At 60.9% G+C, this 22,240-nt stretch carries 19 protein-coding genes; 10 read left to right on the top strand and 9 right to left on the bottom strand.

The window, feature by feature from the left end; all coding sequences use genetic code 11:
• Positions 1–40: 40 nt before the first annotated feature.
• Together GLX_RS02040 and GLX_RS02035 are read right to left on the bottom strand one after the other, a co-directional pair.
• On the bottom strand, positions 41–577 hold the full coding sequence (locus tag GLX_RS02040) for a TetR/AcrR family transcriptional regulator (protein ID WP_014104386.1): 537 nt from the start codon (positions 575–577) through the stop codon (positions 41–43).
• A 95-nt stretch (positions 578–672) separates the two neighbouring features.
• Positions 673–1,293, bottom strand: coding sequence for a GrpB family protein (locus GLX_RS02035; RefSeq protein ID WP_014104385.1), 621 nt, complete (start codon positions 1,291–1,293; stop codon positions 673–675).
• A 131-nt stretch (positions 1,294–1,424) separates the two neighbouring features.
• Between GLX_RS02035 and GLX_RS02030 the strand changes: the two genes are divergently transcribed.
• From GLX_RS02030 to GLX_RS19320, 3 genes are read left to right on the top strand one after another with little or no spacing between them, the layout of a single operon-like run.
• Positions 1,425–2,660, top strand: coding sequence for a NupC/NupG family nucleoside CNT transporter (locus GLX_RS02030; RefSeq protein ID WP_014104384.1), 1,236 nt, complete (start codon positions 1,425–1,427; stop codon positions 2,658–2,660).
• Between the two features lie 46 nt (positions 2,661–2,706).
• A complete protein-coding gene (locus GLX_RS19250; RefSeq protein WP_331396599.1) occupies positions 2,707–2,997 on the top strand; it encodes a hypothetical protein in 291 nt (96 codons plus the stop codon).
• On the top strand, positions 2,964–3,044 hold the full coding sequence (locus GLX_RS19320) for a hypothetical protein (protein WP_407927261.1): 81 nt from the start codon (positions 2,964–2,966) through the stop codon (positions 3,042–3,044). The genes GLX_RS19250 and GLX_RS19320 overlap by 34 nt, the downstream gene beginning before the upstream one ends.
• Before the next feature lie 195 nt (positions 3,045–3,239).
• Here the strand turns inward: GLX_RS19320 and GLX_RS02020 are convergent, their stop codons facing one another.
• The 5 genes from GLX_RS02020 to GLX_RS02000 all read right to left on the bottom strand — a co-directional run bounded on the left by GLX_RS02020 (position 3,240) and on the right by GLX_RS02000 (position 9,216).
• A complete protein-coding gene (locus tag GLX_RS02020) occupies positions 3,240–4,511 on the bottom strand; it encodes a M20 family metallo-hydrolase (RefSeq protein WP_041247077.1) in 1,272 nt (423 codons plus the stop codon).
• A gap of 40 nt (positions 4,512–4,551) precedes the next feature.
• On the bottom strand, positions 4,552–5,826 hold the full coding sequence (gene preA / locus GLX_RS02015; RefSeq protein ID WP_014104382.1) for an NAD-dependent dihydropyrimidine dehydrogenase subunit PreA: 1,275 nt from the start codon (positions 5,824–5,826) through the stop codon (positions 4,552–4,554).
• 11 nt (positions 5,827–5,837) lie between these two features.
• Positions 5,838–7,190 (bottom strand): NAD(P)-dependent oxidoreductase, encoded by a 1,353-nt coding sequence (locus tag GLX_RS02010; RefSeq protein WP_014104381.1) that lies wholly within the window; start codon positions 7,188–7,190, stop codon positions 5,838–5,840.
• Between the two features lie 217 nt (positions 7,191–7,407).
• On the bottom strand, positions 7,408–7,821 hold the full coding sequence (locus tag GLX_RS02005; protein ID WP_014104380.1) for a tautomerase family protein: 414 nt from the start codon (positions 7,819–7,821) through the stop codon (positions 7,408–7,410).
• 45 nt (positions 7,822–7,866) lie between these two features.
• Entirely contained in the window at positions 7,867–9,216 is a 1,350-nt protein-coding gene (locus tag GLX_RS02000) for an omega-aminotransferase AptA (protein ID WP_014104379.1), read from the bottom strand.
• A gap of 145 nt (positions 9,217–9,361) precedes the next feature.
• On the opposite strand from GLX_RS02000, the gene GLX_RS01995 reads away from it, so the two are divergent.
• The 5 genes from GLX_RS01995 (at position 9,362) to GLX_RS01975 (ending at position 14,984) form a co-directional block, all read left to right on the top strand.
• On the top strand, positions 9,362–10,768 hold the full coding sequence (locus GLX_RS01995; protein ID WP_014104378.1) for an aminotransferase-like domain-containing protein: 1,407 nt from the start codon (positions 9,362–9,364) through the stop codon (positions 10,766–10,768).
• Between the two features lie 75 nt (positions 10,769–10,843).
• The gene (locus GLX_RS01990) at positions 10,844–11,512 is read left to right on the top strand and encodes a TetR/AcrR family transcriptional regulator (protein ID WP_050856082.1); all 669 of its coding nucleotides are present in this window, start codon (positions 10,844–10,846) and stop codon (positions 11,510–11,512) included.
• 113 nt (positions 11,513–11,625) lie between these two features.
• Complete coding sequence (locus tag GLX_RS01985; RefSeq protein ID WP_041247076.1) at positions 11,626–12,768, top strand: carbohydrate kinase; 1,143 nt, start codon at positions 11,626–11,628, stop codon at positions 12,766–12,768.
• Complete coding sequence (locus GLX_RS01980; protein WP_014104375.1) at positions 12,765–13,703, top strand: pseudouridine-5'-phosphate glycosidase; 939 nt, start codon at positions 12,765–12,767, stop codon at positions 13,701–13,703. Before GLX_RS01985 ends, GLX_RS01980 begins: the two co-directional genes overlap by 4 nt.
• A 33-nt stretch (positions 13,704–13,736) precedes the next feature.
• A complete protein-coding gene (locus GLX_RS01975) occupies positions 13,737–14,984 on the top strand; it encodes a NupC/NupG family nucleoside CNT transporter (RefSeq protein WP_014104374.1) in 1,248 nt (415 codons plus the stop codon).
• 437 nt (positions 14,985–15,421) lie between these two features.
• On the opposite strand, the gene GLX_RS01970 is transcribed toward GLX_RS01975, so the two are convergent.
• The gene (locus GLX_RS01970) at positions 15,422–17,779 is read right to left on the bottom strand and encodes a TonB-dependent receptor (RefSeq protein WP_014104373.1); all 2,358 of its coding nucleotides are present in this window, start codon (positions 17,777–17,779) and stop codon (positions 15,422–15,424) included.
• A gap of 631 nt (positions 17,780–18,410) precedes the next feature.
• On the opposite strand from GLX_RS01970, the gene GLX_RS01965 reads away from it, so the two are divergent.
• Together GLX_RS01965 and GLX_RS01960 are read left to right on the top strand one after the other, a co-directional pair.
• A complete protein-coding gene (locus GLX_RS01965) occupies positions 18,411–19,352 on the top strand; it encodes a nucleoside hydrolase (protein WP_014104372.1) in 942 nt (313 codons plus the stop codon).
• 48 nt (positions 19,353–19,400) lie between these two features.
• Positions 19,401–20,663 (top strand): MFS transporter, encoded by a 1,263-nt coding sequence (locus tag GLX_RS01960; protein ID WP_014104371.1) that lies wholly within the window; start codon positions 19,401–19,403, stop codon positions 20,661–20,663.
• A 28-nt stretch (positions 20,664–20,691) separates the two neighbouring features.
• On the opposite strand, the gene GLX_RS01955 is transcribed toward GLX_RS01960, so the two are convergent.
• The gene (locus tag GLX_RS01955; RefSeq protein ID WP_014104370.1) at positions 20,692–22,194 is read right to left on the bottom strand and encodes an NCS1 family nucleobase:cation symporter-1; all 1,503 of its coding nucleotides are present in this window, start codon (positions 22,192–22,194) and stop codon (positions 20,692–20,694) included.
• Positions 22,195–22,240 lie beyond the last annotated feature (46 nt).

The following is a 22,240-nucleotide window of genomic DNA, read 5'->3' as shown; positions in this document are numbered from 1 at the left end:
TGAAAGAAAAATGTCCGTTATGGCCCGGACCTGTGGCGGCCTACATGGCCAGCCTTTGGAAACTGGCGAAGATGTTTTGCCATTGCGCCTCATCCATTTCAACAAAGCCGAGGCTCCGCAGGAAAAAGGCCCCTTCCGCCGCAAAGAACGCGGTCCGCGCCCGCTCCCCTGCATCCGAACCGGGCATATGCTTATGAAACCAGCCTGCATACCAGTCCCGCACCCGCTGCAGGTGGCGCGGCGAGTGCAGCAGCGTGACCAGCATGCCGACCAGGCGCGCATGGGTGGGCGCATCGGTCTGACCACAGGCGGCCACATAGGCGGCCACACGCGCGCGCGGCGTGGGGTCGGGGCCAAGGTGGCGGGCGATCTGGGCATCGAATTGTGCAATCCAGCGGTCAATCAACGCGGTGATCAGGTCATCCTTGCTGCCAAAGCAGTATTGCAGGCCACCCTTGGTAATGCCGGCTTCACGCGCGACTGCATCCAGTGTCAGGGCTGATGCCCCCCGGCGCTGTACAAGCCGCTCGGCACTGTCCAGCACACTGTCGCGGTCTATGGTTCTGGGGCGCGCCATGGCATACCTCTGCCGTTTCATTCCGTCCGGACGGAATTAAACACCACGCGCCAAGGCGCGCAAGCCGGATTTTCATATGCAGCGGGTAGTCGGGATCAGGCCGGATCGGTCCAGCCCATGTAGGCAAATATGCGCTGGTAGATCGCCAGGATCAGGGCCTGCTTGTTGCGGTTGTATTCCTGCACGTTGGCCACGCCAATGCTGGCCTGTGTCTTGACGCGCGCATAGCGTTCCCGCTCATCGGGGTGGGTACGCAGCCAGTCGCGGAAGAGGATATGCCGGGCGTGCTCAGGGCATGCGGGGCCGAATATGTGCAGGTTGGCGCGCGGGTGCGTGTGGCGGAACATGCGGTGGCCGTACCATGACCGTTCGCGCACGGTCATGACGTAGCCCAGTGCTTCAAGCCGGGGTCGATATGTCTCCTCGCACCCAGGGTCGGGCACGATGCAGTCGATGTCGATGACCGGCTTGGCGGCAAGTCCGGTCACGGCGGTGGACCCCACATGTTCGACCGCAAGAGCCCCGCCCCCGAGCACTTTGCGGATTTCGCGCTCAAGCTGGGCAAAGCGTACCTGCCAGTCCGGGCACCAGGGCTGTAACGTAATACTTTCTGGCGGTGGCTGGCCCATGACCCACGGGTTCTCGTCCGGGTCACCGGGGGCAAAGGTCATGATCTGGCGTGGGTCCGGCCAGTGGGGCGGGATGGGGTCTGCCATGTAAGCCTCCGGGGGGTGGATCGCACACCTGCCGCACCCTGTCGGACACTGCTTGACGGTACGGTCGATGATGTTACGTTAACATAACTATATGGTCAGAAAATACCAATCTGCATCCTGAAGGGTTCCCTATGCATATCCGTGGCTATTTTGGAATCATGTTATTGATATGTATCGGTATTCTCTTCTCCACCGACCGCAGGCGCATCAACGCGCGCATCATCCTGTCATGCCTGCTGCTGCAGGGCGCCATCGGGGTGCTGGTGCTGCGCGTGCCAGCGGGCCAGGCGCTGCTGCGCGCCATGGCGGGCGCGGTAACGGGCGTGCTCTCCTATGGTAGCGAGGGCGGGCGCTTTCTGTTCGGCGCGCTGGTGGGCCCGCGCATGCATGAGATCTTTCCTGATGGTTCGTACATCTTCGCCTTTCAGGTCCTGCCCTCGCTGGTCTATGTCAGCGCGCTGATCGCCATTCTCTACCATTTCGGCATCATGCAGGCCTTTGCCCGGGTGCTGGGGCTGGGGCTGCAGCGGCTGCTGGGCACATCGCCCGTGGAATCCTTTGGCGCCATCATCACCATTTTCGTAGGTCAGAGCGAACTGCCGGTCGCTCTTGGTCCCTACCTTGCCACCATGAACACGACGGAACTGTTCAGCACCCTGTGCAGTGGCACGGCATCGATCTCGGGCGCCACGCTGATCGGTTATTTCGGCCTGGGTGTGCCGGCGGAATATCTGGTGGCGGCATCCTTCATGGCGGTTCCGGGCGGGCTGCTGTTTGCCAAGATGCTGGAGCCACGCCTGCCCGACAGCCCGGTCAGCCCGGTCAGTGCGGCAGGCGGTGCCTATCACCGTGCCTTTTTTGAAGCGGTGATGGAAGGCGCGCTGAAAGGGGCGCACACCGCCATGGCGGTCGCTGCCATGCTGGTGGCCTGTATCGGGCTGATCGCGTTGGCCAATGGTATGTTACAGGCGGCGGGCGGGGCGGTTGGAATGCAGGGGCTGTCGCTGGAATACCTGATGGGGTTCATCTTCGCCCCGCTGGCGTGGCTGCTGGGAGTGCCAGCGTCGGAATGCAGTGCCGTGGGTTCGGTGCTGGGGTTGAAGGTGGTGCTGAACGAGTTTGTCGCCTACCTGCATCTGGGGCCGGATATCCAGGCGGGGCGGCTGTCGCACCGGGCGGGAGCCATTGCATCACTGGCGCTATGCGGTTTTGCCAATCTCAGTTCGATCGGCCTGCTGGTGGCCGCCTTTGGCAGCCAGTGCCCCGAACGCCGCGAGGAAGTCGCCCGCAAAAGTGCGCGCGCCGTGCTGGGGGGTATGCTGTCTAATCTTATGAGTGCGGCGATTGCAGGCATCATCCTGCCCTGATGGCTGCGCAGGGGGCAGGCCGGCCCGTTCTGAAAAAGGATGGCTTTTGGCATTAATGATCCGTGGTGCAACCATCCATGCCAGAAGCACCTGCCAGTTCCAGCGCGTTGCATGTTACGGCACCAAAGGTCGTATTGTTGTATATCGTCCAGACATCCGCCCCGCGCCGTTCAAGCGCCACCATGGCCTGTGCCGGGCAATTTTCAAAACGGAAATAAATAAAAAGCTGGTGGCTGATGCGGCGTTCATTCACCGGCTGTTGCAGGGCGCTGGGGGAATGTGGCGAACCTTGCGGGGGCTGCTGTGTTCCTGTCATTTGACGCAGCAAATTTTATAAACGGGCATATGTTTCGGGTTGATGGTGGCATGACCGTTTCCGTGTAAACACGGGCCGTACAGGCAACACGCCAGCCCCGCCACTATGGCTGGACTGGCGTGCATTTTACCTGAAAATCCTGCCCGGTAAAATGGAGCAATCATACACAAGCTTTTGGTGAAGCGTTTTTCAAAAAGCTTCAGGACAAGTCACCTTTTTAAAAAGGTGGCCCCCCAAAAATGCCTGTTATGCCAGACAGCTTTTCAGCCCGCGTTAAATGCCGCATCGGCCTTCATGATGGCCTTGAGCAGCACGCCCGCGCCCGCTGCCGCATCCTGTTCGGTAATGCTTTCGGCCTCGTTATGGCTCAGGCCGTCTTCGCAGGGTACGAAGATCATGGTCGTGGGCGCAACATGCGCCATATAGGCAGCATCATGTCCCGGCCCCGATACGATGCGCCGGGCAGCGTAGCCGCTTTCCGCCGCCGCTGCCTCGACCATGCCAATACATTCGGGATTGAAGTGCACGGCAGGAGCATCCCAGATCCGCACGATCTCCATCTCAACATTGCTGCGGCGCGCGATCTCGGGCAGTTGGCTGTACAGTTCATCTTCCATCTGGCTTACGACCGCGTCATCGGGATCGCGCATGTCGATGGTGAAGAACACCTCGCCGGGCACCACGTTGTTGCTGTTGGGGCGGTTCTCGATCAGGCCCACGGTGCCAACGGCGGTGGGCGCGTGCGCACAGGCCACCTGGCTGACTGCCTCGATCATCCGCGCCGATGCCAGCAGCGCATCATGACGCATGGGCATGGGGGTGGAACCGGCATGGGCGTCCTTGCCCTTTACCGTCACCTCATACCACCGCGCACCCTGCACGCCGGTCACGATGCCGATGGTCTTGTGCTCGGCCTCAAGGATCGGCCCCTGTTCGATATGCAGCTCGAAATAGGCGGTAACCGGGTGCTTGCCGCACGGCTCGCTGCCACGGTAGCCGATGGCCTCCAGCTCATCCCCGAAGCGCTTGCCCGCACGGTCGCGCTTGTCCAGCACTTCCTGTTCGGTAAACACGCCGGTAAACACGCCCGAGCACATCATGGGTGGCGTGAAGCGCGAGCCCTCCTCGTTCGTCCAGTTGATCACCTCGATCGGGTGACGGGTCACGTAGCCCGAACGCTGTAGTGCGCGCAGCACCGAAAGCCCGCCCAGCACGCCAAGGATGCCATCATACTTGCCGCCCGTGGGCTGCGTATCGAGGTGGCTGCCGATGGTGATAGGCGGCAGGCTGTCATCAAGCCCCGCACGGCGGGCAAACTGGTTGCCCATGGAATCAAACGTGACCGTGCAGCCAAGTGATTCGCAGGTGCGCACAAACCAGTCGCGCACCTGTTTGTCTTCCGCCGTCAGCGTCAGACGACGGACGCCACCCTTGGGCGTGCCACCGAATTTGGCGGTTTCCATCAGGTCCGCCCACAGGGCCTGCCCATCAATGCCGATATTGCTGCCATGGGGGGCGGTGTTTTGCTGTGTCATAGGCTTCCTTCCATGCTGGGCCACCATGCTTGCGCAGGCGTTATGATTCCACTGCCACGCGGTGCGGGTTGTTGGGGTGTTCGGGCCATGTCAGGACACCATCAACCGGCTGGGGCTGCATGGTAATACAGTCATCAACAGGGCAGACATGCGCACACAGGTTACAGCCCACGCATTCCTCATCAATCACTTCGTAATGGCGCTCGCCTTCCACCTTGGTCTTGGCAATCGCTTGGTGAGACGTATCCTCGCACGCGATGTGACACAGGCCACACTTGATGCAGGCGTCCTGGTCAATCCTGGCGATGGTGTTGAACTTCATGTTCAACTGGTTCCATGGCACGAAGCGTTCGACCGCGCGTCCGGTTACGTCATTGATGGTGGCATAGCCCTTCTGGTCCATCCATGCGGACAGGCCATCGGTCATGTCTTCCACAATGCGGAAGCCGTAATGCATGGCCGCCGTGCAGACCTGTAGCGTGGTGGCCCCCATGGCAAGGAATTCCGCGGCATCGCGCCACGAGCCGATACCGCCAATACCGGAGATGGGCAGCCCCGCCATTTCAGGGTCACGGGCAATGTCACCAATCATGCGCAGCGCGATGGGCTTGACCGCCGGGCCACAGTAGCCGCCATGGGTGCCCTTGCCATCAACCGTCGGCATGGGCGCCATTGTGTCCAGATCCACGCCGATGACCGACTGGATGGTGTTGATCAGCGAGACCGCATCCGCCCCGCCCCGCCGCGCCGCACGGGCGGGCATGAGTACGTTGGTGATGTTGGGCGTAAGCTTGACGATAACGGGCATGCGGGTGTTCTGCTTGCACCACCGCGTGACCATTTCCACATATTCGGGCACCTGGCCTACGGCGGCACCCATGTTGCGCTCGGACATGCCATGCGGGCAGCCGAAGTTCAGCTCGATGCCATCGGCACCGGTTTCCTCCACGATGGGCAGGATAGCCTTCCAGCTCTCCTCCACGCAGGGTACCATCAGGCTGACCACGACCGCACGGTCAGGATAATCGCGCTTGACGGACTTGATTTCGGCAATGTTCGTGGCCAGCGGACGATCGGAAATCAGCTCGATGTTGTTGAGCCCGATCATACGGGTGCCATTATAGTTCAGTGATCCGTAACGGGAGCTGACATTGACCACCGGCGGGTCTTCCCCCAGCGTTTTCCAGACTACGCCACCCCAGCCCGCCTCGAACGCACGGCGGACATTGTATTCCTTGTCCGTGGGCGGCGCCGAGGCAAGCCAGAACGGATTGGGCGAGCGGATACCAACAAAATTCGTGCGTAGATCAGCCATGTCCGGTTTCCTTACTTCGCCGCCGCAGCCGTAAAGGCCGCATGGATTGCTTCCGCCGCATTACGCCCGTCACGCACGGCCGCTACGGTCAGATCTTCGCCCGGGGTGCAGTCACCCCCGGCATAAACACCCGGCATGGTGGTCTGGCCGTTTTCATCCACCACGATCCGGCCACCCGCCAGGGCAATGCTCTCGCCATTGAGCGGATCAGGCAGGAAGGTCTGGCCCACCGCCTTGAGCACCATGTCCGCATCCTGCACAAAGGTGTTCTGCGCGTCATACGTGGCGCGGCCATCCGCCCCCCTGGCGCCACGGGCGAACTCGATGCCTGCAAGCGCGCCATCACGCGCCACAAGCCGCACGGGCGATGCCCACAGCTTTACGGTCACGCCATTGGTCTGCGCCCATTCGCGCTCCACGGGGGTGGCGGACATGTTCTCGTAGCCACGGCGGTAGACGAGGGTCACCTCGTCCGCACCCAGCCTGCGGGCCTGCACCGCGGCATCGACCGCCGTATTGCCGCCGCCGATCACCACAACGCGGCGACCCACCGGTACGGTCTGCTTGTTGACCGAACGCAGCCCTTCGATGAAATCGACCGCATCCATCACGCCATCAAGATCTTCGCCCTCGATCCCCAGCGAGCGCACGCCCGCAAGGCCCACGGCCAGGAAAACGGCATCATATTCACGCCGCAGGCTGGCAACCGTCATGTCACGGCCCAGCGCCTCGCCACCGGCAAAGGAAATGCCGCCGATGGCCAGCAGGAAGTCAACCTCGCGCTGGGCAAAGTCATCAGCCAGTTTATAGGCAGCCACGCCATATTCGTTCAGGCCGCCGGCACGCGCATGGCGGTCGAAGATCATCACGTCATGGCCGTGCATGGCCAGGCGGTGCGCACAGGCAAGGCCGGCAGGCCCCGCACCGACAATGGCAATGCGCCTGCCTGTTGACGGCGCGCGCGTAAACGGCTGGCCTCCATGGTCCATCTGCCAGTCCGTAGCATGGCGCTGGAGCATGCCGATGCGGATGGGCTGGCCTTCCTCACGGGTATTGTGCACGCATTTCTGCTCACACAGGATCTCAGTGGGGCAGACGCGGGCGCATGAGCCACCAAGGATATTGGATTCCAGGATGACCCTTGCCGATCCCGCCATGTTATCCGTGGCAATGGCACGGATGAAGCGCGGGATGTCGATGCCCGTGGGGCAGGCTTCGATGCAGGGCGCATCATAACAGTAGAAACAGCGATCTGCTTCAACCACGGCCTGGGCATGTGTAAGCGGCGGGTGAGCATCGGAAAAATTAAGCGCAAGCTCGGTATCGCTAAGACGACCGGGCGCTATATCGGGACCCTGCGGCATGACAGCTCCAACAACTTTCTGATGGAGAGATCATAAGAGATTTCGGTAACTGATCGCAATATTTTTCTGACCATATGATCAGGTTTTTTAGGGCGGAATTACCATTACGCCGCGCCATATAAAAACATTTCTTATAAGAAACAACAAACCTGCCGTTATTTATTCACACAGCAATGAAATCCCGGATTCCCGTTACAGGAATCCGGAAAATGGCAGGTCAGGCCTTCGCACCCGGCAGCGGCAGCTCACCGGTCAGGAACTGTGCGCGGCCGTGGCCGAAGCTCCAGTGCTCGTCGTTGTTTTCAACAACGGACACCATCAGGTCGGAAGGTGCCAGGCCGGTGCGGGCCTCCAGCGTCTCGGCCAGCAGCTTGTAGAATGCGGCAATCTGCTCCTTGCCACGCGGGCGCGAGAAAACCTGAAGCAGCACGACCTTGGGCGTACGGGGAATGTCCAGCCCGGTATCTTCCACGATCATGTGGGTCGGCTCATGCTCGGATACGAGCTGGTAGCGGTCACGGCCGGGCACCTTGAAGGCCGCGACCATCGCATCGTGGGCGGCATCAAGGAAACCGCGCAGTTCGTCCGGCGTGCGCGCACCCTTGACCATGTGAAAATGCATTAACGGCATGATGTCAGTCCTGTCCTGTTATGTTGGCTGGCCGGGGCTACCGGTTCAGCATACTTCGGTGATCAGCCTGCGCAGCGTGGCGGCCATGTCGCGCAGTTCCTGTTCGGTAGAGATGAACGGAGGCCCGAAGGACACCGTATCGCCCGTGCAGCGCAGCAGCAGGCCATTACGCAGCCCTGCCTCGAACAGGGCAAGGCCACGCGCGCCGGGCTTGCCTTCAGCGGGTTTCATGTCGAAGGCGGCCGTCAACCCGATGTTGCGGATATCGGCAATCACGTCCAGGTCCTTCAGGCCGTGCATCGCTTCTTCCAGCACCGGTTCAAGCACGCGCACGCGCTCGACCAGACCTTCCTCGCGCATGACGTCCAGCACCACATGGCCCACCGCCGCCGCCATGGGGTGGCCGGAATAGGTGTAGCCGTGGCAGAACTCGATCGCACTTTCCGGCCCGGTCATGAAGGTGTTGTAGATCTCGTCCGTCACGATCACGCCGCCCATTGGTACGATGCCGTTGGTCACCGCTTTGGCAAATGTGATGATGTCGGGCGTGACGCCAAAGCGCTGCGCGCCAAAGTTCTCGCCCATGCGGCCAAAGCCGGTAATGACTTCATCAAAGATCAGCAGGATGCCATTGGCGGTACAGATCTCGCGCAGGCGCTGCAGGTAACCCACGGGCGGGACGACCACGCCGGTCGAGCCCTGCACCGGCTCCACGATCACGGCAGCAATGGTCGAGGCATCATGCAGGGTTACCAGCCGCACCAGGTCTTCCGCACGGTGGGTGCCCCATGTGGGCTGGCCGCGGGTAAAGGCCATGTGGCTCGGCTCGTAGGTATGGCGCAGGTGGTCCACGCCGTTCATCATGATCGGAGCAAACATCTTGCGGTTGGGCACGATGCCACCAACCGACATGCCACCCAGGCCCACGCCGTGGTAGCCACGCTCGCGCCCGATCATGCGGAAGCGGCTGGCCTCGCCCTTGAGGCGGTGATAGCCCAGCGCCACCTTGATTGCCGTATCCGCCGCTTCCGACCCGGAATTGGCGAAAAACACATGGTTCAGATTATCGGGAGCCAGGTCGGCAATCCGCTCGGCCAACGAGATGGCGCCGGGGTGGGTCAACTGGAAAGACGGCGCGAAGTCCAGTGTTTCCGCCTGCTTGCGCACCGCTTCGACAATACGCGGGTGTGCGTGGCCCAGCGGCGTACACCACAGGCCCGACAGCGTATCGAACAGCTTTGTGCCTTCGCTATTGGTGTAATAGGCACCTTTGGCACTGACCATGGTGCGCGGTTCCATATTGGCGCGCAGCAGGCGGTTGGCGGTGTATGGCTGCCAGTACACCCCATCTTGCTTGTTACGAAGGAGAGCGGTCTTTTCTGAATCCTGAACCATCGTGCAATCCTGTGCTGGATGAAATACGTCCCCGGCACCCATGACCGGGACGATTCATTTGTGCATCGTATTTCGCACCCGGTTTCCTGTATATGTACAACCCTTCCACTTTGCCTGAAACTGTACTGATCGGACCCCCGCCACCATGACAGCCCACGCCCCTCCCCGCCCGGACCGCGACAGCGCCACCCCGCTGGTTGGTCAGATCGGAGAGGATCTGGCGCACCGCATCCGCAGCGGCATGCTACGCCGGGGCGCGCGCCTGCCCTCCATCCGCCGCATGGCGCGTGAATGTGGGGTCAGCACCCTGACCATAGCCAATACCTACCTGCGCCTAGCAGCGGCGGGACTGGTGGAAAGCCGGGGTACGCGCGGCTATTTTGTCTGCACGCCACCGCGCGCGGCACCGCTGATCCAGCGCTCCATCGATTCAACGTGGCTTTTGCAATACGCTTATGAGGACGAAGCCCCGGTCATCAAAGCGGGCTGCGGGTGGCTGCCCTCGGACCTGCTGTTCACATCCGCGACCCGCCGCGCCCTTGCGGGCATGACACCGGGGCGGCTGGCCAGTGTTCTGGAATACGGCAACCCCTATGGCCATGCCGGACTGCGCCACGACATAAGCCAGATGCTGGCGCGGCGCGATGTGTGCTGCGAGGACGGCAACATCATCATGACCCATGGCGCAAGCCAGGCGCTGGAACTTGCAGTGCGCTGCCTGTCCACCCGGGGTGATACGGTACTGGTGGAAGATCCGGGCTACTGCAACCTCTACCCGGCCCTCCAGTCACTGGGGCTGCGCACCGCCTCCATCCCCCGCCTGCCCGATGGTCCCTGCCCCGACGCGCTGGCCCGCATGGTCAGGCAGCACCAGCCGCGGCTGTTCATCACCACGTCCATCCTGCATAATCCCACCGGCAGTTGCGCCACCACGCGCAACATGCACGCCGTACTGGATATCGCCACGCGCCATGACCTGACGGTCATCGAGGACGACATCTTCCTCGACCTGGCTCCCGAAGGGCAGCAGACGCTCTCGCAACTGGGCGGGCTGGAGCGGGTTGTCCATATCGGCAGTTTTTCCAAGACGATCGCGCCCGGCCTGCGCGTGGGTTACGTGGCCTGTGCGTCCGACACCGCCCAGCGCATTTTGCGCCAGAAAATGGCAAGCAACCTGACCACCGCGCCACTGAACGAGGAGATCGTGCACGCCATTGTCAGCAGCGGTCTGTACCGCCCCCACCTGGCCCATCTGCGCGAACACCTGACCCGCGTGCAGGCGCGCGTGTGCACACGACTGGGACAGGCGGGGATGGCAGTGCATTTCCAGCCGCCGGGCGGCATGTTCGCCTGGGCGCGCTTCGGGCAGGACATGGATGTGCGCGCCCTGGCCGAGCGTGCCTGCCAGCACGACATCATGCTCGCCCCCGGCCACCTGTTCCGCCCCGGCGGGCAGCCTTCGCAGTGGTTCCGCTTCAATGTCGCGCACTGCGAGGATGAGCGCCTGTTCACATTCATAAAAAGCGTGGCGTGCGGTAAGGGAATAGATTGACCTCCGGCGTTCAAAGGGGGAAGGTCGAGATGTTAATGTATCATTATGAATCCGAAAGGTATTCCTGTCCCGCTCATGCCCCCAGTACCGCCCACAATCCCGACCCGCAGGAAACGTACCGGCGCCCCAAGACAGAACAACACACGCCAGATCCTGAATGCGGCTGAGAAAGTCTTTGCCGCCCACGGCCTGTCCGGCACGCGCATGAACGACATTGCCGAAGCCAGCAACCTGCCCAAGGCCAATATCCATTACTACTTCCGCACCAAGGAAGACCTGTACCGCGCAACCCTCAAGCAACTGCTCGATGACTGGCTGGGCGATGCCAGCAAATGGCTTAGTGCCGACAGGTCGCCGCAGGAAGGGTTGCGGGGTTTCATAGAAGCCAAGATGGAATTCTCCCGCAAGCGCCCCGAAGCGTCGCGTCTGTTCGCCCACGAACTGCTTTCGGGCGGGCGCTACGTGCATGACTTTCTGGTCGATACGCTACGCAAGCATGTTGAACAGCGCACCAGGGTGTTTAAGGCATGGCATGAAGCAGGGCTGATGGCGAAGACCGATCCGGTGCATTTCCTGTTCTGCCTGTGGGCCATGACACAGGCCTATGCCGATGTGCAGGTGCAGATGGCCGCCGTACTGGGCAAGCCACACCTGACGGGCCGGGATTATGCAACGGGCACCCAGACCATCATGCAGATGGTCTCTTCCCTGCTGCCCCCATCCCCGCCCGAAACCGCGGAATAGCCTGTCCGCACCCACCCCGGCGGGGTAGCAAAATTCATTTCTTGACCGATATATAAACTATTGTGGGCCGTCCAAACATTTGTTACGGTTTCGCTCCAATCATGGAGCACACAATGCCACCGCGTCATAGCCTGACAGAGCAGGAGCGGATTGTCCTTGACATTATCATGGACAATCCGTTCGCATCACAGAAGGACCTGGCCGAGCGATGCGGCATGACCCGCCCCACCCTTGCCACCCATATCGGACAGCTTACACGTAAGGGCTACCTGCTGGGGCGTGCTTATGTTGCCGCAACGCGGGCGCCCATCGTCTGTATCGGGGGCGCTGCGATCGACCGGAAGTTCTGTCTTTTCTCCCCCCTTGTTCCTGGCACGTCCAACCCCGCCACCGGCTATACCGGCTTTGGTGGCGTTGCACGCAATGTGTGCGAGAACCTGGCCCGGCTGGGGCAGGCGACGGCGCTGGTCAGCATTGTGGGCGATGACCTGCCCGGCCATGCCCTGGCCGACCACATGAAATCCTGTGGCGTGGATACGTCGCGCATCCAGTTTGCGGGCAATGCCAGCACGGCGGAATACATTGCCATACTCGATGACCGCCACGACCTGGGTGTCGCGGTTTTTGATGCCGTCGTGTTCGAGCGCCTCGATATAGACTACATCCGACGCTGCTGGCCGCTGATTGCGGCGGCGGGGTGGTTGTTTGTTGACTGCAACGTCTCGGTCGAGGTGCTCGCATGGCTGACGCGCAAGGCGCGCGAAGGCAGCTTCAGCCTTGCGGTCGATACGGTGTCCGTGCCCAAGGCGCAGCGGTTGCGCGGCCAGCTTGATGGTGTGCAGGTCCTGTTCACCAACCGTGATGAAGCCCTGACCCTGCTTGATGGTACGACGACCGCCGATACCAGTGCCGCCATTGCAGCGGCCCTGGTGATGCAGGGCGTTGGCACCGTCATCATGACCGAAGGCGCGCGGGGCCTGACGGTAGCCGACAGCAGCGGCGTGCATGCCCTGCCTGCCTATCGGACCGATGTGGTGGATGTAACCGGCGCGGGCGATGCGCTGGTTGCTGCGACCCTCTCGGCCCTGAGCGAAAACATGGACACCGTGACGGCCTGCCGCCATGGGCTTGCCGCCGCCGCCCTGACCGTGGGCAGCCGGGAGAGCGTATGCCCCGGCATCAGCCACGATGCGCTGGATACCTTTATGACGACCCATGCCTGTACCCAAGATCAGGCCAAGGAAACAGTCCAATGAACACGAACGCCCTTCCCCGCTCTCTTCCTCCCCTCGTTTTGTCCGCCGAAGTGCGTGACGCCCTTGCGCAGGGCCGTGCGGTGGTTGCCCTTGAATCCACCATCATTACCCACGGCATGCCCTGGCCGCAGAATGTCGAGACCGCCCGACAGGTGGAAAACCTTGTGCGCGCCGAAGGCGGCGTGCCTGCCACTATCGCCATCATTGCAGGCAAGATCCATGTGGGGCTGGATGACAGCACACTGGAATGGCTGGGCACTGCCAGGGATGTCATGAAGGTCAGCCGCGCCGATCTGGCCTATGCCCTTTCGGCGGGCCGACATGGCTCGACCACGGTTGCCGCCACCATGATCTGCGCGCAACTGGCCGGGATCAGGGTTTTTGCCACCGGTGGTATTGGCGGCGTGCATCGTGGCGTGGAAGAGACGATGGACATCTCCGCCGACCTGACCGAATTCGCCCGCACCCCGGTTGCCGTGGTGTGCGCAGGCGCCAAGGCGCTGCTCGACCTGCCGCGCACGCTGGAGTTTCTGGAGACGCAGGGCGTACCGGTAGTGGGCTATGAGACCAATGATTTTCCCGCCTTCTGGAGCCGTTCCAGCGGTTTGCCCGTGCCGCTGCGCGCCGACAGTGCAAAAGATATCGCCAGCATGATTGCCATGCGCACGACCCTCGCTCTGGAAGGCGGCGTAGTGGTGGCCAACCCCGTGCCACAGGTCAGCGAGATCCCGCGTGCCGAGATGGAAACCTTCATCACGCAGGCGGTGGAAGAAGCCCGCCGCGACGGCATTACCGGCAAGGCGGTCACGCCGTACCTGCTGTCGCGCATGCTTGAACTGACCGCCGGCCGCAGTCTGGAAACCAACATCGCCCTCGTGCTCAACAACGCCCGCCTTGCCACGCATATTGCCCTGGCACTGAGTGGCAAGGCGTAAGACTGGTATTTTTTCCGTTGGGCAGGAAGCGGCATGACATTTCACTTACGCCCCCTTGCGGGCATACTGGTCCTGCTACTTGTCGCACTTGCCTGCTCGACGGACAGGCGCGCCATCCGCCCCCGCGTCATTGTATCTGCACTGGCGTGCCAGATTGCGGCGGGGCTTGTCATGCTGGGCCTGCCTGCGGGGCGCAGGGTGCTGGGGGCAGTGGCCCACGGCATTTCGTGGGTGATCGACTTCGGTCATGCCGGGATCGCCTTTGTCTTTGGCGGGCTGGCCAACCCGGCACTAGCCACCAGCATTCCGGGTTGGGGCTTCATCTTCGCCATTAATGTCCTGCCGCAGATCATTTATCTGAGCGCGCTGATCGCCGTACTCTACCACTACAACATCATGCAGTTCCTGGCCCGTGGTCTCGGCATGGCGCTGGCGTGGCTTACGGGTGTAAGCGCCATTGAGGCTTTCTCGGCCGCCACCGCCATGTTCCTTGGGCAGACCGAGGTCCCGATCGCGATCCACCCCTACCTTGCGCGGTTGAGCCGGAGCGAACTGCTGTCGGTCATGTCCAGTGGCACCGCTTCCATTTCCATGTCGATGCTGGCAGCCTATGCCGGGCTGGGCGTGCCGATGGAATATCTGCTGGCTGCCTCCTTCATGGCCATGCCCGGCGGGTTGCTGTTTGCCAAGATCCTGTTCCCCGCCACGGATGGCGCCGTCCATGCCATCGCGCAACCCGCCAGCACTGCTGAGACGCGCTCGGCCAACCTGTTTGATGCACTGGCAGTGGGTGCGACCAACGGCATGCGGGTTGCTGTATCCGTCTGTACCATGCTGATCGCGTTCATCAGCACGATTGCCCTGTTCAATGCACTGTTGGGGCTTGCGGGTTCGGGCCTGGGTTATCCCGGCCTGTCCATCAGCGGCATTTTGGGTTTCTTGCTCAGACCATTCATCTGGCTGCTGGGGGTGCCGTGGAGGGAATGCCATGTTGTGGCAGGCATTATTGGCACCAAGATCGCGGTTAACGAATTTGTCGCCTACGGGAACCTGACCCCCTATCTGGCCCACGCCACCTTGCCCCGCCAGACATTGGCTGTAGCCTCCTTTGCCCTGTGCGGCTTTGCCAACCTGTCTTCTATCGGGGTGCTGATCGGTGCATTTGGCAGCCAGTGCCCCGAGCGACGCAGGGATGTGGCGAGCTTGGGTGGGCGGGCAGTGCTGGCAGGCAGCCTGTCTAACCTGACCAGCGCCGCGATTGCGGGCATGTTCATATCCTGACACCCGCGCTGGCGGGCCGCTTGGCCGTGCTTTAAGGGGATGGATGGTTCATTTCAGGTCGGTTTCAAAATAACCTGTCAATGAAGGTACGGCGTAGCGTCTTGGTGTGCCGCTTTTTTTAATGGGACCATGCGCTTTGACGCTTTTTAAAAAAGGCGTCACCACAAAACTTCTTCATGTATTCCAAATCCGTTCATTGGCCTGCCAAGGCGGCCCAATGAACGGGCAGCATCACCACACCACCCGTGATACGCGACAAAATGCCCCCTGCGCGGTGGTCCGGCTTACCGCCCGCGCCATTTCCGGCGCGGGGCATGACAGACAACCGGTACGGGTAAGGCTGCCGCCTGCCGTTATACATGATGGCCTGTACAGACAAAAAATGCCGCACGGCGGACCGTGCAGCATCAGGACTATCCTGAAAGTGTAGGACGGCCTTAGAAGTCGGTGGAAATCGTGCCCGTCATGGAGAAGCGGGGCAGGACGTAGAAAGAGGCACCCGCACCGGCCGCAGCGGTATCGTGACCGTTGAGCAGCATCACTTGATTCATATTGGTGGCGACACCAGTCGTGCCCACACGCACGATGGAACCGGTCAGGTTGGCGAAGTTCAGGCGGATGGTCGGCGTCTTGGCAAAGGATAACGGCTTGAAGTGATAGCCAACCGCCAGCGTATCGGTCACGTAACCAGGCATGCGCTCGTCACCCACCATGGTAACTGACTGCGGGCCGGTATAGTGCAGGCTGAAATTGCTGAAGAATCCCTGGTTGGCATAGGTCAGGCCAAAATTCGCCATAACACGCGGGGTATTGATGGACTGCTTGCCCTTGGTCGGCAGGTAGGAATCTCCATACGCGATGTTGGAATCCATCCGGCCATACAGGTATTCAACCGATGCATAGGGGCTGAAATGATGGAAGGATCGGCCCGCAATCATGGCATCGAAACCACGGATGGTCTCGTTACCGGCATTGACGGTCTCATACTGCGTGGATGGCATGTATACTGAAAGCAGGCGGTTGGTGATGCTGGAATTGAACAGCGAGATATCGGCAATCAGCCACTTGTTATTGAAGCGGTAACCAAGCTGTTCGGTAATGGAATACTGGTTCTTGGGCAGCGTGGTCACACCAACCGGCAGGGCTGAGGGAGACGGCTGGCGGAAATCACCTTCCGCATTCATATAGATCTGGTGATGTGCATTGAAGCGGTAGGCAATGGCAAGGTGCGGCAGGGGGGCGGTCGTGTTCTCACCCAGGCGCGAGCCGGAGCCTGCCAGCAGTCCGCTTGCCCGGTCCCAGTAGTTGGACATGACGAACTTGAAGCCCGCATTGACCGTCAGCTTGTCGTTCAGGTACTTGGCGCTGTCCTGCAGGAAGAAGGAGTTCAGCTCATAACCGGAATGGACCGTGCTGACCAGTTTTTGCCCATCCATGTTGTACAGCATGGCAGCCGAATTGTCGGTCTTGGGGTTACGGCCTGAAGCCATGGTCGCCATGGTGGGCGAGAACTCGGAAACCGAGTTGTTTTCATACCAGTACCCAAACGTAAAGCGGTTATGGCGGTCGATCCTGTAGTTGACCTTGGCCACCACGCCCACATCGGGCGACCAGCCCTGCGCGTAATAGGTGCTCAGCAGTTGATTGCTGGCTGCCTGCGTGCCGTTATTGTAGTAACATCCGCCACTACATGCCGATGTGGCACCCACCGTGCCAGCGGAAGAACCATCCCAGCCAAAGCCGGTGCTCAGGTACGGTGTCATATCGAAATCAAGCTTCTTGTTGACTACGACATGCACAGGCGCGCTGACAAAAAACTGGTTCCACGAATCAAGATTGCCCTTCCAGTAATTGCCACCGGCAGCCTGACTGTTGGAGCGGTTGTACCCGACACCATTGTGCTTGTAGTCATAGAATTCCGAGGCTGTCGCATAATTGTCGATGGTGAACATCGAGTTGTGCCACGACGTGAACAGCTTGATGAAAGAGCCGTTGTCGAAATCCTTTTGCAGGCCGAAATCAACGTGCTTGCGCTCGTTGATGCCGCCGCCCATCCACTGCCGCGCATGCGCGTTGGAGAACGATACATAGGTCCGCACGCCCGAATGACCGATATAGCCGGACTGCAAGCGAATGAACTCACGCGAGAAATTGTTGGTGCCATACGAAAAATCGACGCTGCCGCCGCGCTTTTCGCTGGGTGTGATCGTGCGCTCATCCAGCGTGCCTGCGGCGGCGTTTGCCGTTGGCATGTCAACCTGCGAACTGCCGGGCATGACGTTGACGCTTTCGATATTCTCGGAATCAACATTCTGCTGCAGGTAGGACGCAAGCGAGGCCGGTGCGCCATCGAGCATCAGGCCCATATCGGCATCGGTCAGGCCACGGATAAAGATGGACCCGCCCTTGAAGCCATCCGGGTCCGGCATGGCGATGCTGACGCTGGGCAGGTTCTGGATCAGGTCCAGCCCGGTAGAGGCGGGGCTGCGCATCTCGATATACTGCTTGCCCACGCTCTGCACCGCATGGGGTTCGGTTTCAACACGCATCATGCCGCCGCCACCATCACGCGCATGGCGCGAGACATGGACGGCAAGGGTTTCAGGCTGGCTTGACGCCATCTGGTGCAGGGGTGCCGTATGGGTATGCGCGGCAGGGGCCGTACCTGCGTGTCGGACAGGTGTCTTGCGTGCTGCCGTAGTGGTGTGAGCACTCTGGGCACTGGCAGCGTAACTTGAAAAAACTGTCGATATTGCGATGGCACTGACCAGAGATCGCAAATAGATCTGAGTCATTTATTTTCACCTTCTGACACGGAAATAAAAATAAACATTACATTCCTGTACCAATCAGGAACTAATGCTTTGTTTTTACTTCATTCCGCCCCGTTTCCCACGTATTCGATAAGATTATGATAATATAAATCTTTCCTGAGTCGCAACAAAATTCTAACCATCCAGTCAGGTTTTGGAAAATGTTGCATAAATAACACATTATAACAAAACCAACGAAATCCGAACCGCGCACACTGTATTGACAGCATGGACATCAAAAAATTGTTTTAACTTTTATCCATTATTATCAATATATTACAAAATTATTTCATGGGCAGAACATCTTTCTCCGCCGCTGCACATGCCGACATGCCCGCACAGCCCGGTTCACCCGGCCTGCAACGGCGTGCATGTTACCAAACGTGGCAAAATTACCCCTGTCCTGCATTACGTCCAAACAGGGCATTGCCATAATATTGCCTGTGCGAACACAATGTCCGCCATGCGACATGGATACGGTACGAGCATGGCCCGTGCCATCATTCGTGCCGCATGTCCTACAAACCATGACGGTCGATATCTGACGTAGGCCCGGCCGAGCAGTCGGCAGCCGGTCAGTGGCCGACCGGCCCAACCAGGAAAGTCGTGATTTTTGAAACGCAAGATCATCATAGATACCGACCCCGGACAGGACGATGCCGTTGCGCTCTTCCTTGCCCTTGCCTCGCCCGAGATTGCAGTGCAGGCCGTTATTGCGGTTGCGGGCAATGTACCGCGCACGCGCACGGTGGAAAACGCGCGCCGCGTTCTGGAAATGGCCGGGCGCACCGACATACCCGTCTTTGCTGGCGCCGCACGCCCCCTGCGTCCAACCCAGACCACGGCCGAGCATGTGCACGGGCCAACCGGGCTTGATGGTATCGACCTCTCTGTGCCGCCCACCATGCCCGTCCAACCTGAAAGTGGCGTGACCTATCTGGTCGATGCCATCCGCGCGGCGCAGGAGCAGGAACTGACACTGGTCATGCTTGGCCCGCTTACGGACCTTGCCATGGCGCTCACAATTGCGCCCGACATTGCCGGGCGCCTGCGCGAGGTGGTGCTGATGGGCGGCGCGTGGTCGGAACTGGGCAACATCACGCCTGCGGCGGAGTTCAACATCTATGCCGACCCTCAAGCGGCCGACATCGTGTTCAGTGCCGGTATCCCGCTTGTGGTCCTGCCGCTGGATGTCACCCATAAATGTCTTGGGCTGCCCGATCGGCTGGCAGCGCTGCGGGCCAATGCAAACCGCTGCTCCATTGCGGCAGCGGACATGCTTTCATATTCAGAACGGTTCGACCTGGTAAAATATGGCTGGAAGGGCGCGCCGCTGCATGACCCGTGCACGATTGCATGGCTGGTTGCGCCGGATCTCTTTGGCGGGCGGCATGTCAATGTAGGCATCGAGACTGAAGGCAAACTGTCGGTCGGCATGACCGTGGTTGACTGGTGGCGGGTGACGGACAGGGAACCCAACGCCCTTTTCCTGCGCGATGTCGATTCCGATGCTTTCTATAGCCTGCTGGTCTCCCGGCTGGCCACGTTGCCCTAACCGGGTGGCGGGCGGGCATATATCCGCCCGCCAGACTGGCCCGGCGCCATGCATACAGACTCAGTCAGGATTGATAGCCATGACAGCACGCACCACATGACTTTCCCCACCCCCGGCACCCCCCCGCATACCGCTACAGGTATTGCCCGGCCCCTGATCATGGTCTTTGCCGCAGCCTGCGGTCTGATTGTGGCGAACATCTACTACGCCCAACCCCTGACGGGCCCGATTGCCGCCTCCCTTGGCCTTGCGCCACGGTGGGCGGGCATCATCGTGACCGTGACCCAGATGGGGTACTGCCTGGGCCTGCTACTGATCGTACCCTTGGGTGATCTGCTGGAAAACCGTGGCCTTGTGGTCTGGATGACGCGGGCCGTGGCCGTGGCCCTGCTGGTTGTGGCTTTCGCCACCCGTCCGGCCCTGTTTCTGGTCGGCATGTGGCTGGTGGGACTGTTATCCGTAGCAGTACAGGTATTGGTCACGTTTGTGACTCACCTGACGCCACTGGCCATCCGTGGCCGGGTGGTGGGCAGCGTTATGAGCGGGCTAATGCTGGGGATCATGCTGGCCCGCCCGCTGGCCAGCCTTGTGGCGCAGCTTGCCTCATGGCGCGCGATTTTCGTACTGTCCGCCACGGTCATGCTCGGGCTGTCCTTCTTACTGCGCTGGAGCCTGCCCCGCCACCAGAGTGCCAGCACGCAGGGTTATGGCCCGCTCCTGGTTTCCATGGCCCGCCTGTTCGCTACCACGCGGCCCCTGCAGCGCCGCGCCTTCTACCATGCCTGCCTGTTCGCAACCTTCAGCCTGTTCTGGACGGTAACGCCCCTGCTGCTGTCCAGCCCGCGTTTTGGCGTGTCACAGGGCGGTATTGCGCTGTTCGCGCTGGTTGGCGTGGCAGGAGCGATCGCCGCCCCCATTGCCGGGCGTGTGGCAGACCGGGGCTGGATCTGGAGTGCGACACTGGCGGCCATGGCGCTGACGGCACTGGCCTTTACGCTGACATGGTTTGTTGCCCCCCGGTTTTTTATCGCGGCGCTGGGGCTGGAAGGAATCCTGATCGATTTTGGCGTAACGACCAACCTCGTGCTGGGGCAGCGGGTGATCTTTTCTCTTTCCGCCGCCTACCGCGCACGGCTTAATGCGCTGTATATGGCGATCTTCTTCCTGGGCGGGGCCACCGGCTCGGCACTGGGAGGATGGGCCTATGCCAGCGGCGGGTGGGAACGGGCGTGCATGGTTGGCATGGCGCTCCCCGCCCTGGCATTCCTGGCCTGTCTGACCGAAGCAGGGGGCAGGCGGCAGACACCATGATGGCCTGCCCGCAGTCCTTTACCCGGCTTCAGTCATCGCCGCGCGGTGAGAAGGGCGTAGGCACAATGACCGGCCTACCCTGACTGGCCAGCGCTGGCGTCTGCCCGGTCCGGCCCCACAGGCGCGACAGCACGACATGGCTTGCGATCGCACATGAAAAACCGACAAACCATGAAAGGTTGCGCACAGGCGAAAAGACTGGCCCGAATACCAGCACCAGACCGCACAGGACTGAAAACAGCAGGGCTGCCATGGCCACGGGATTGATCCCGGCGTGATACCAATAAGGTGCCTGCGGGTTAGCTGTGTACAGCGCGCTGGTGTCCATCTTTCCCCGGCGCGTAATGTAGTAATCCGCCAGCAGCACGCCGGTCAGCGGGCCGATGAACGTGCCCAGTATATCCAGTGTCAGATGAATCACGTCGGGCCGGGCATACAGGTTCCACGGCGTGACCACGATCGCGCCCACCGCCGCGATCGCCCCCCCTTTGCGCCAGTTTATGGCATGCGGTGCCAGGTTGGAGAAATCAAACGCGGCCGAGACGAAATTGGCCACGATATTGACCCCCGCCGTAGCCGTAACGAATGTCAGCACGCCAAGGGCCACCGCCGTCGGATTGTCGATCTGACTCACCACTTCCACCGGGTCCACCATCAGGCGACCAAAGACGGGGCGGGTCAGCACGATAGTGAGCAGCGTCAGAATTGAAAAACCGATGAAGTTGACCGGCAGCCCCCAGAAATTGCCCCGCCTGATATCGCCCATACTGATGCCGTAGCGCGAAAAATCACCAAAATTAAGCGCAATGGGGGAGAAATAGGCCACGATCAGCGCAGTGGCATTGAGAATGCCCAGCATGCGCGCGCCCATGCCCTGCGGCACGGTACCCAGCACATCAAGCGAGACATGCCCCCCTGCCCGCCACAGGAGCCAGCCATCCAGCCCGATCATGACCACATAAATCACGGGACCGGCCCAGTCGATGAAGCGCCGGATTGTTTCCATCCCGCGCCAGAACACCGCCCCCTGTAACCCCCACAGGAACATAAAACACCCCCACCCCAGCGCGGATAACCCCAGCAGGCCATGCAGGCGCACATCCGCCCATGGCGCCAGACCCGGCCACTGCCGCAAAAGCAGCACCAGCACCGCGTTGGAGGCAAGCCATGTCTGGATACCGTACCAGCCCACTGCAATGATGCCGCGCACCAGCCCCGGAATAATCGCGCCGCGCACGCCAAACGCCATGCGCGCCATGACCGGATAGGGCGCACCGGAAGCAAAGCTGGGCTGTGCCACCAGGTTGCAGATCACCTGTATGATCACAATGCCCGCCACCAGCGCAATGAATACGTCGCCCGCCGGCAAGCCCATGGCAAACAGGCTGCCCGCCGTGATGTAGCCACCAATGCTGTGCACGTTGGACATCCATAGCGAGACATAGTCAAACCACTTCCAACTCCGCGTGCGTACGGGTGCCAGATCCTCGTTCACCAGGTGGCTGTCCATGTGGTCCGCACGGCCTTGCATGGCGTTTCCCTTATATTGATCGTTACAGCGAAGATATAATCTTGAC

It is taken from the genome of Komagataeibacter medellinensis NBRC 3288, assembly GCF_000182745.2.
Lineage (GTDB): Bacteria > Pseudomonadota > Alphaproteobacteria > Acetobacterales > Acetobacteraceae > Komagataeibacter > Komagataeibacter medellinensis.
Note: the sequence above shows the minus strand (reverse complement) of the source record. Positions and strands in the feature narration are given on the sequence as shown.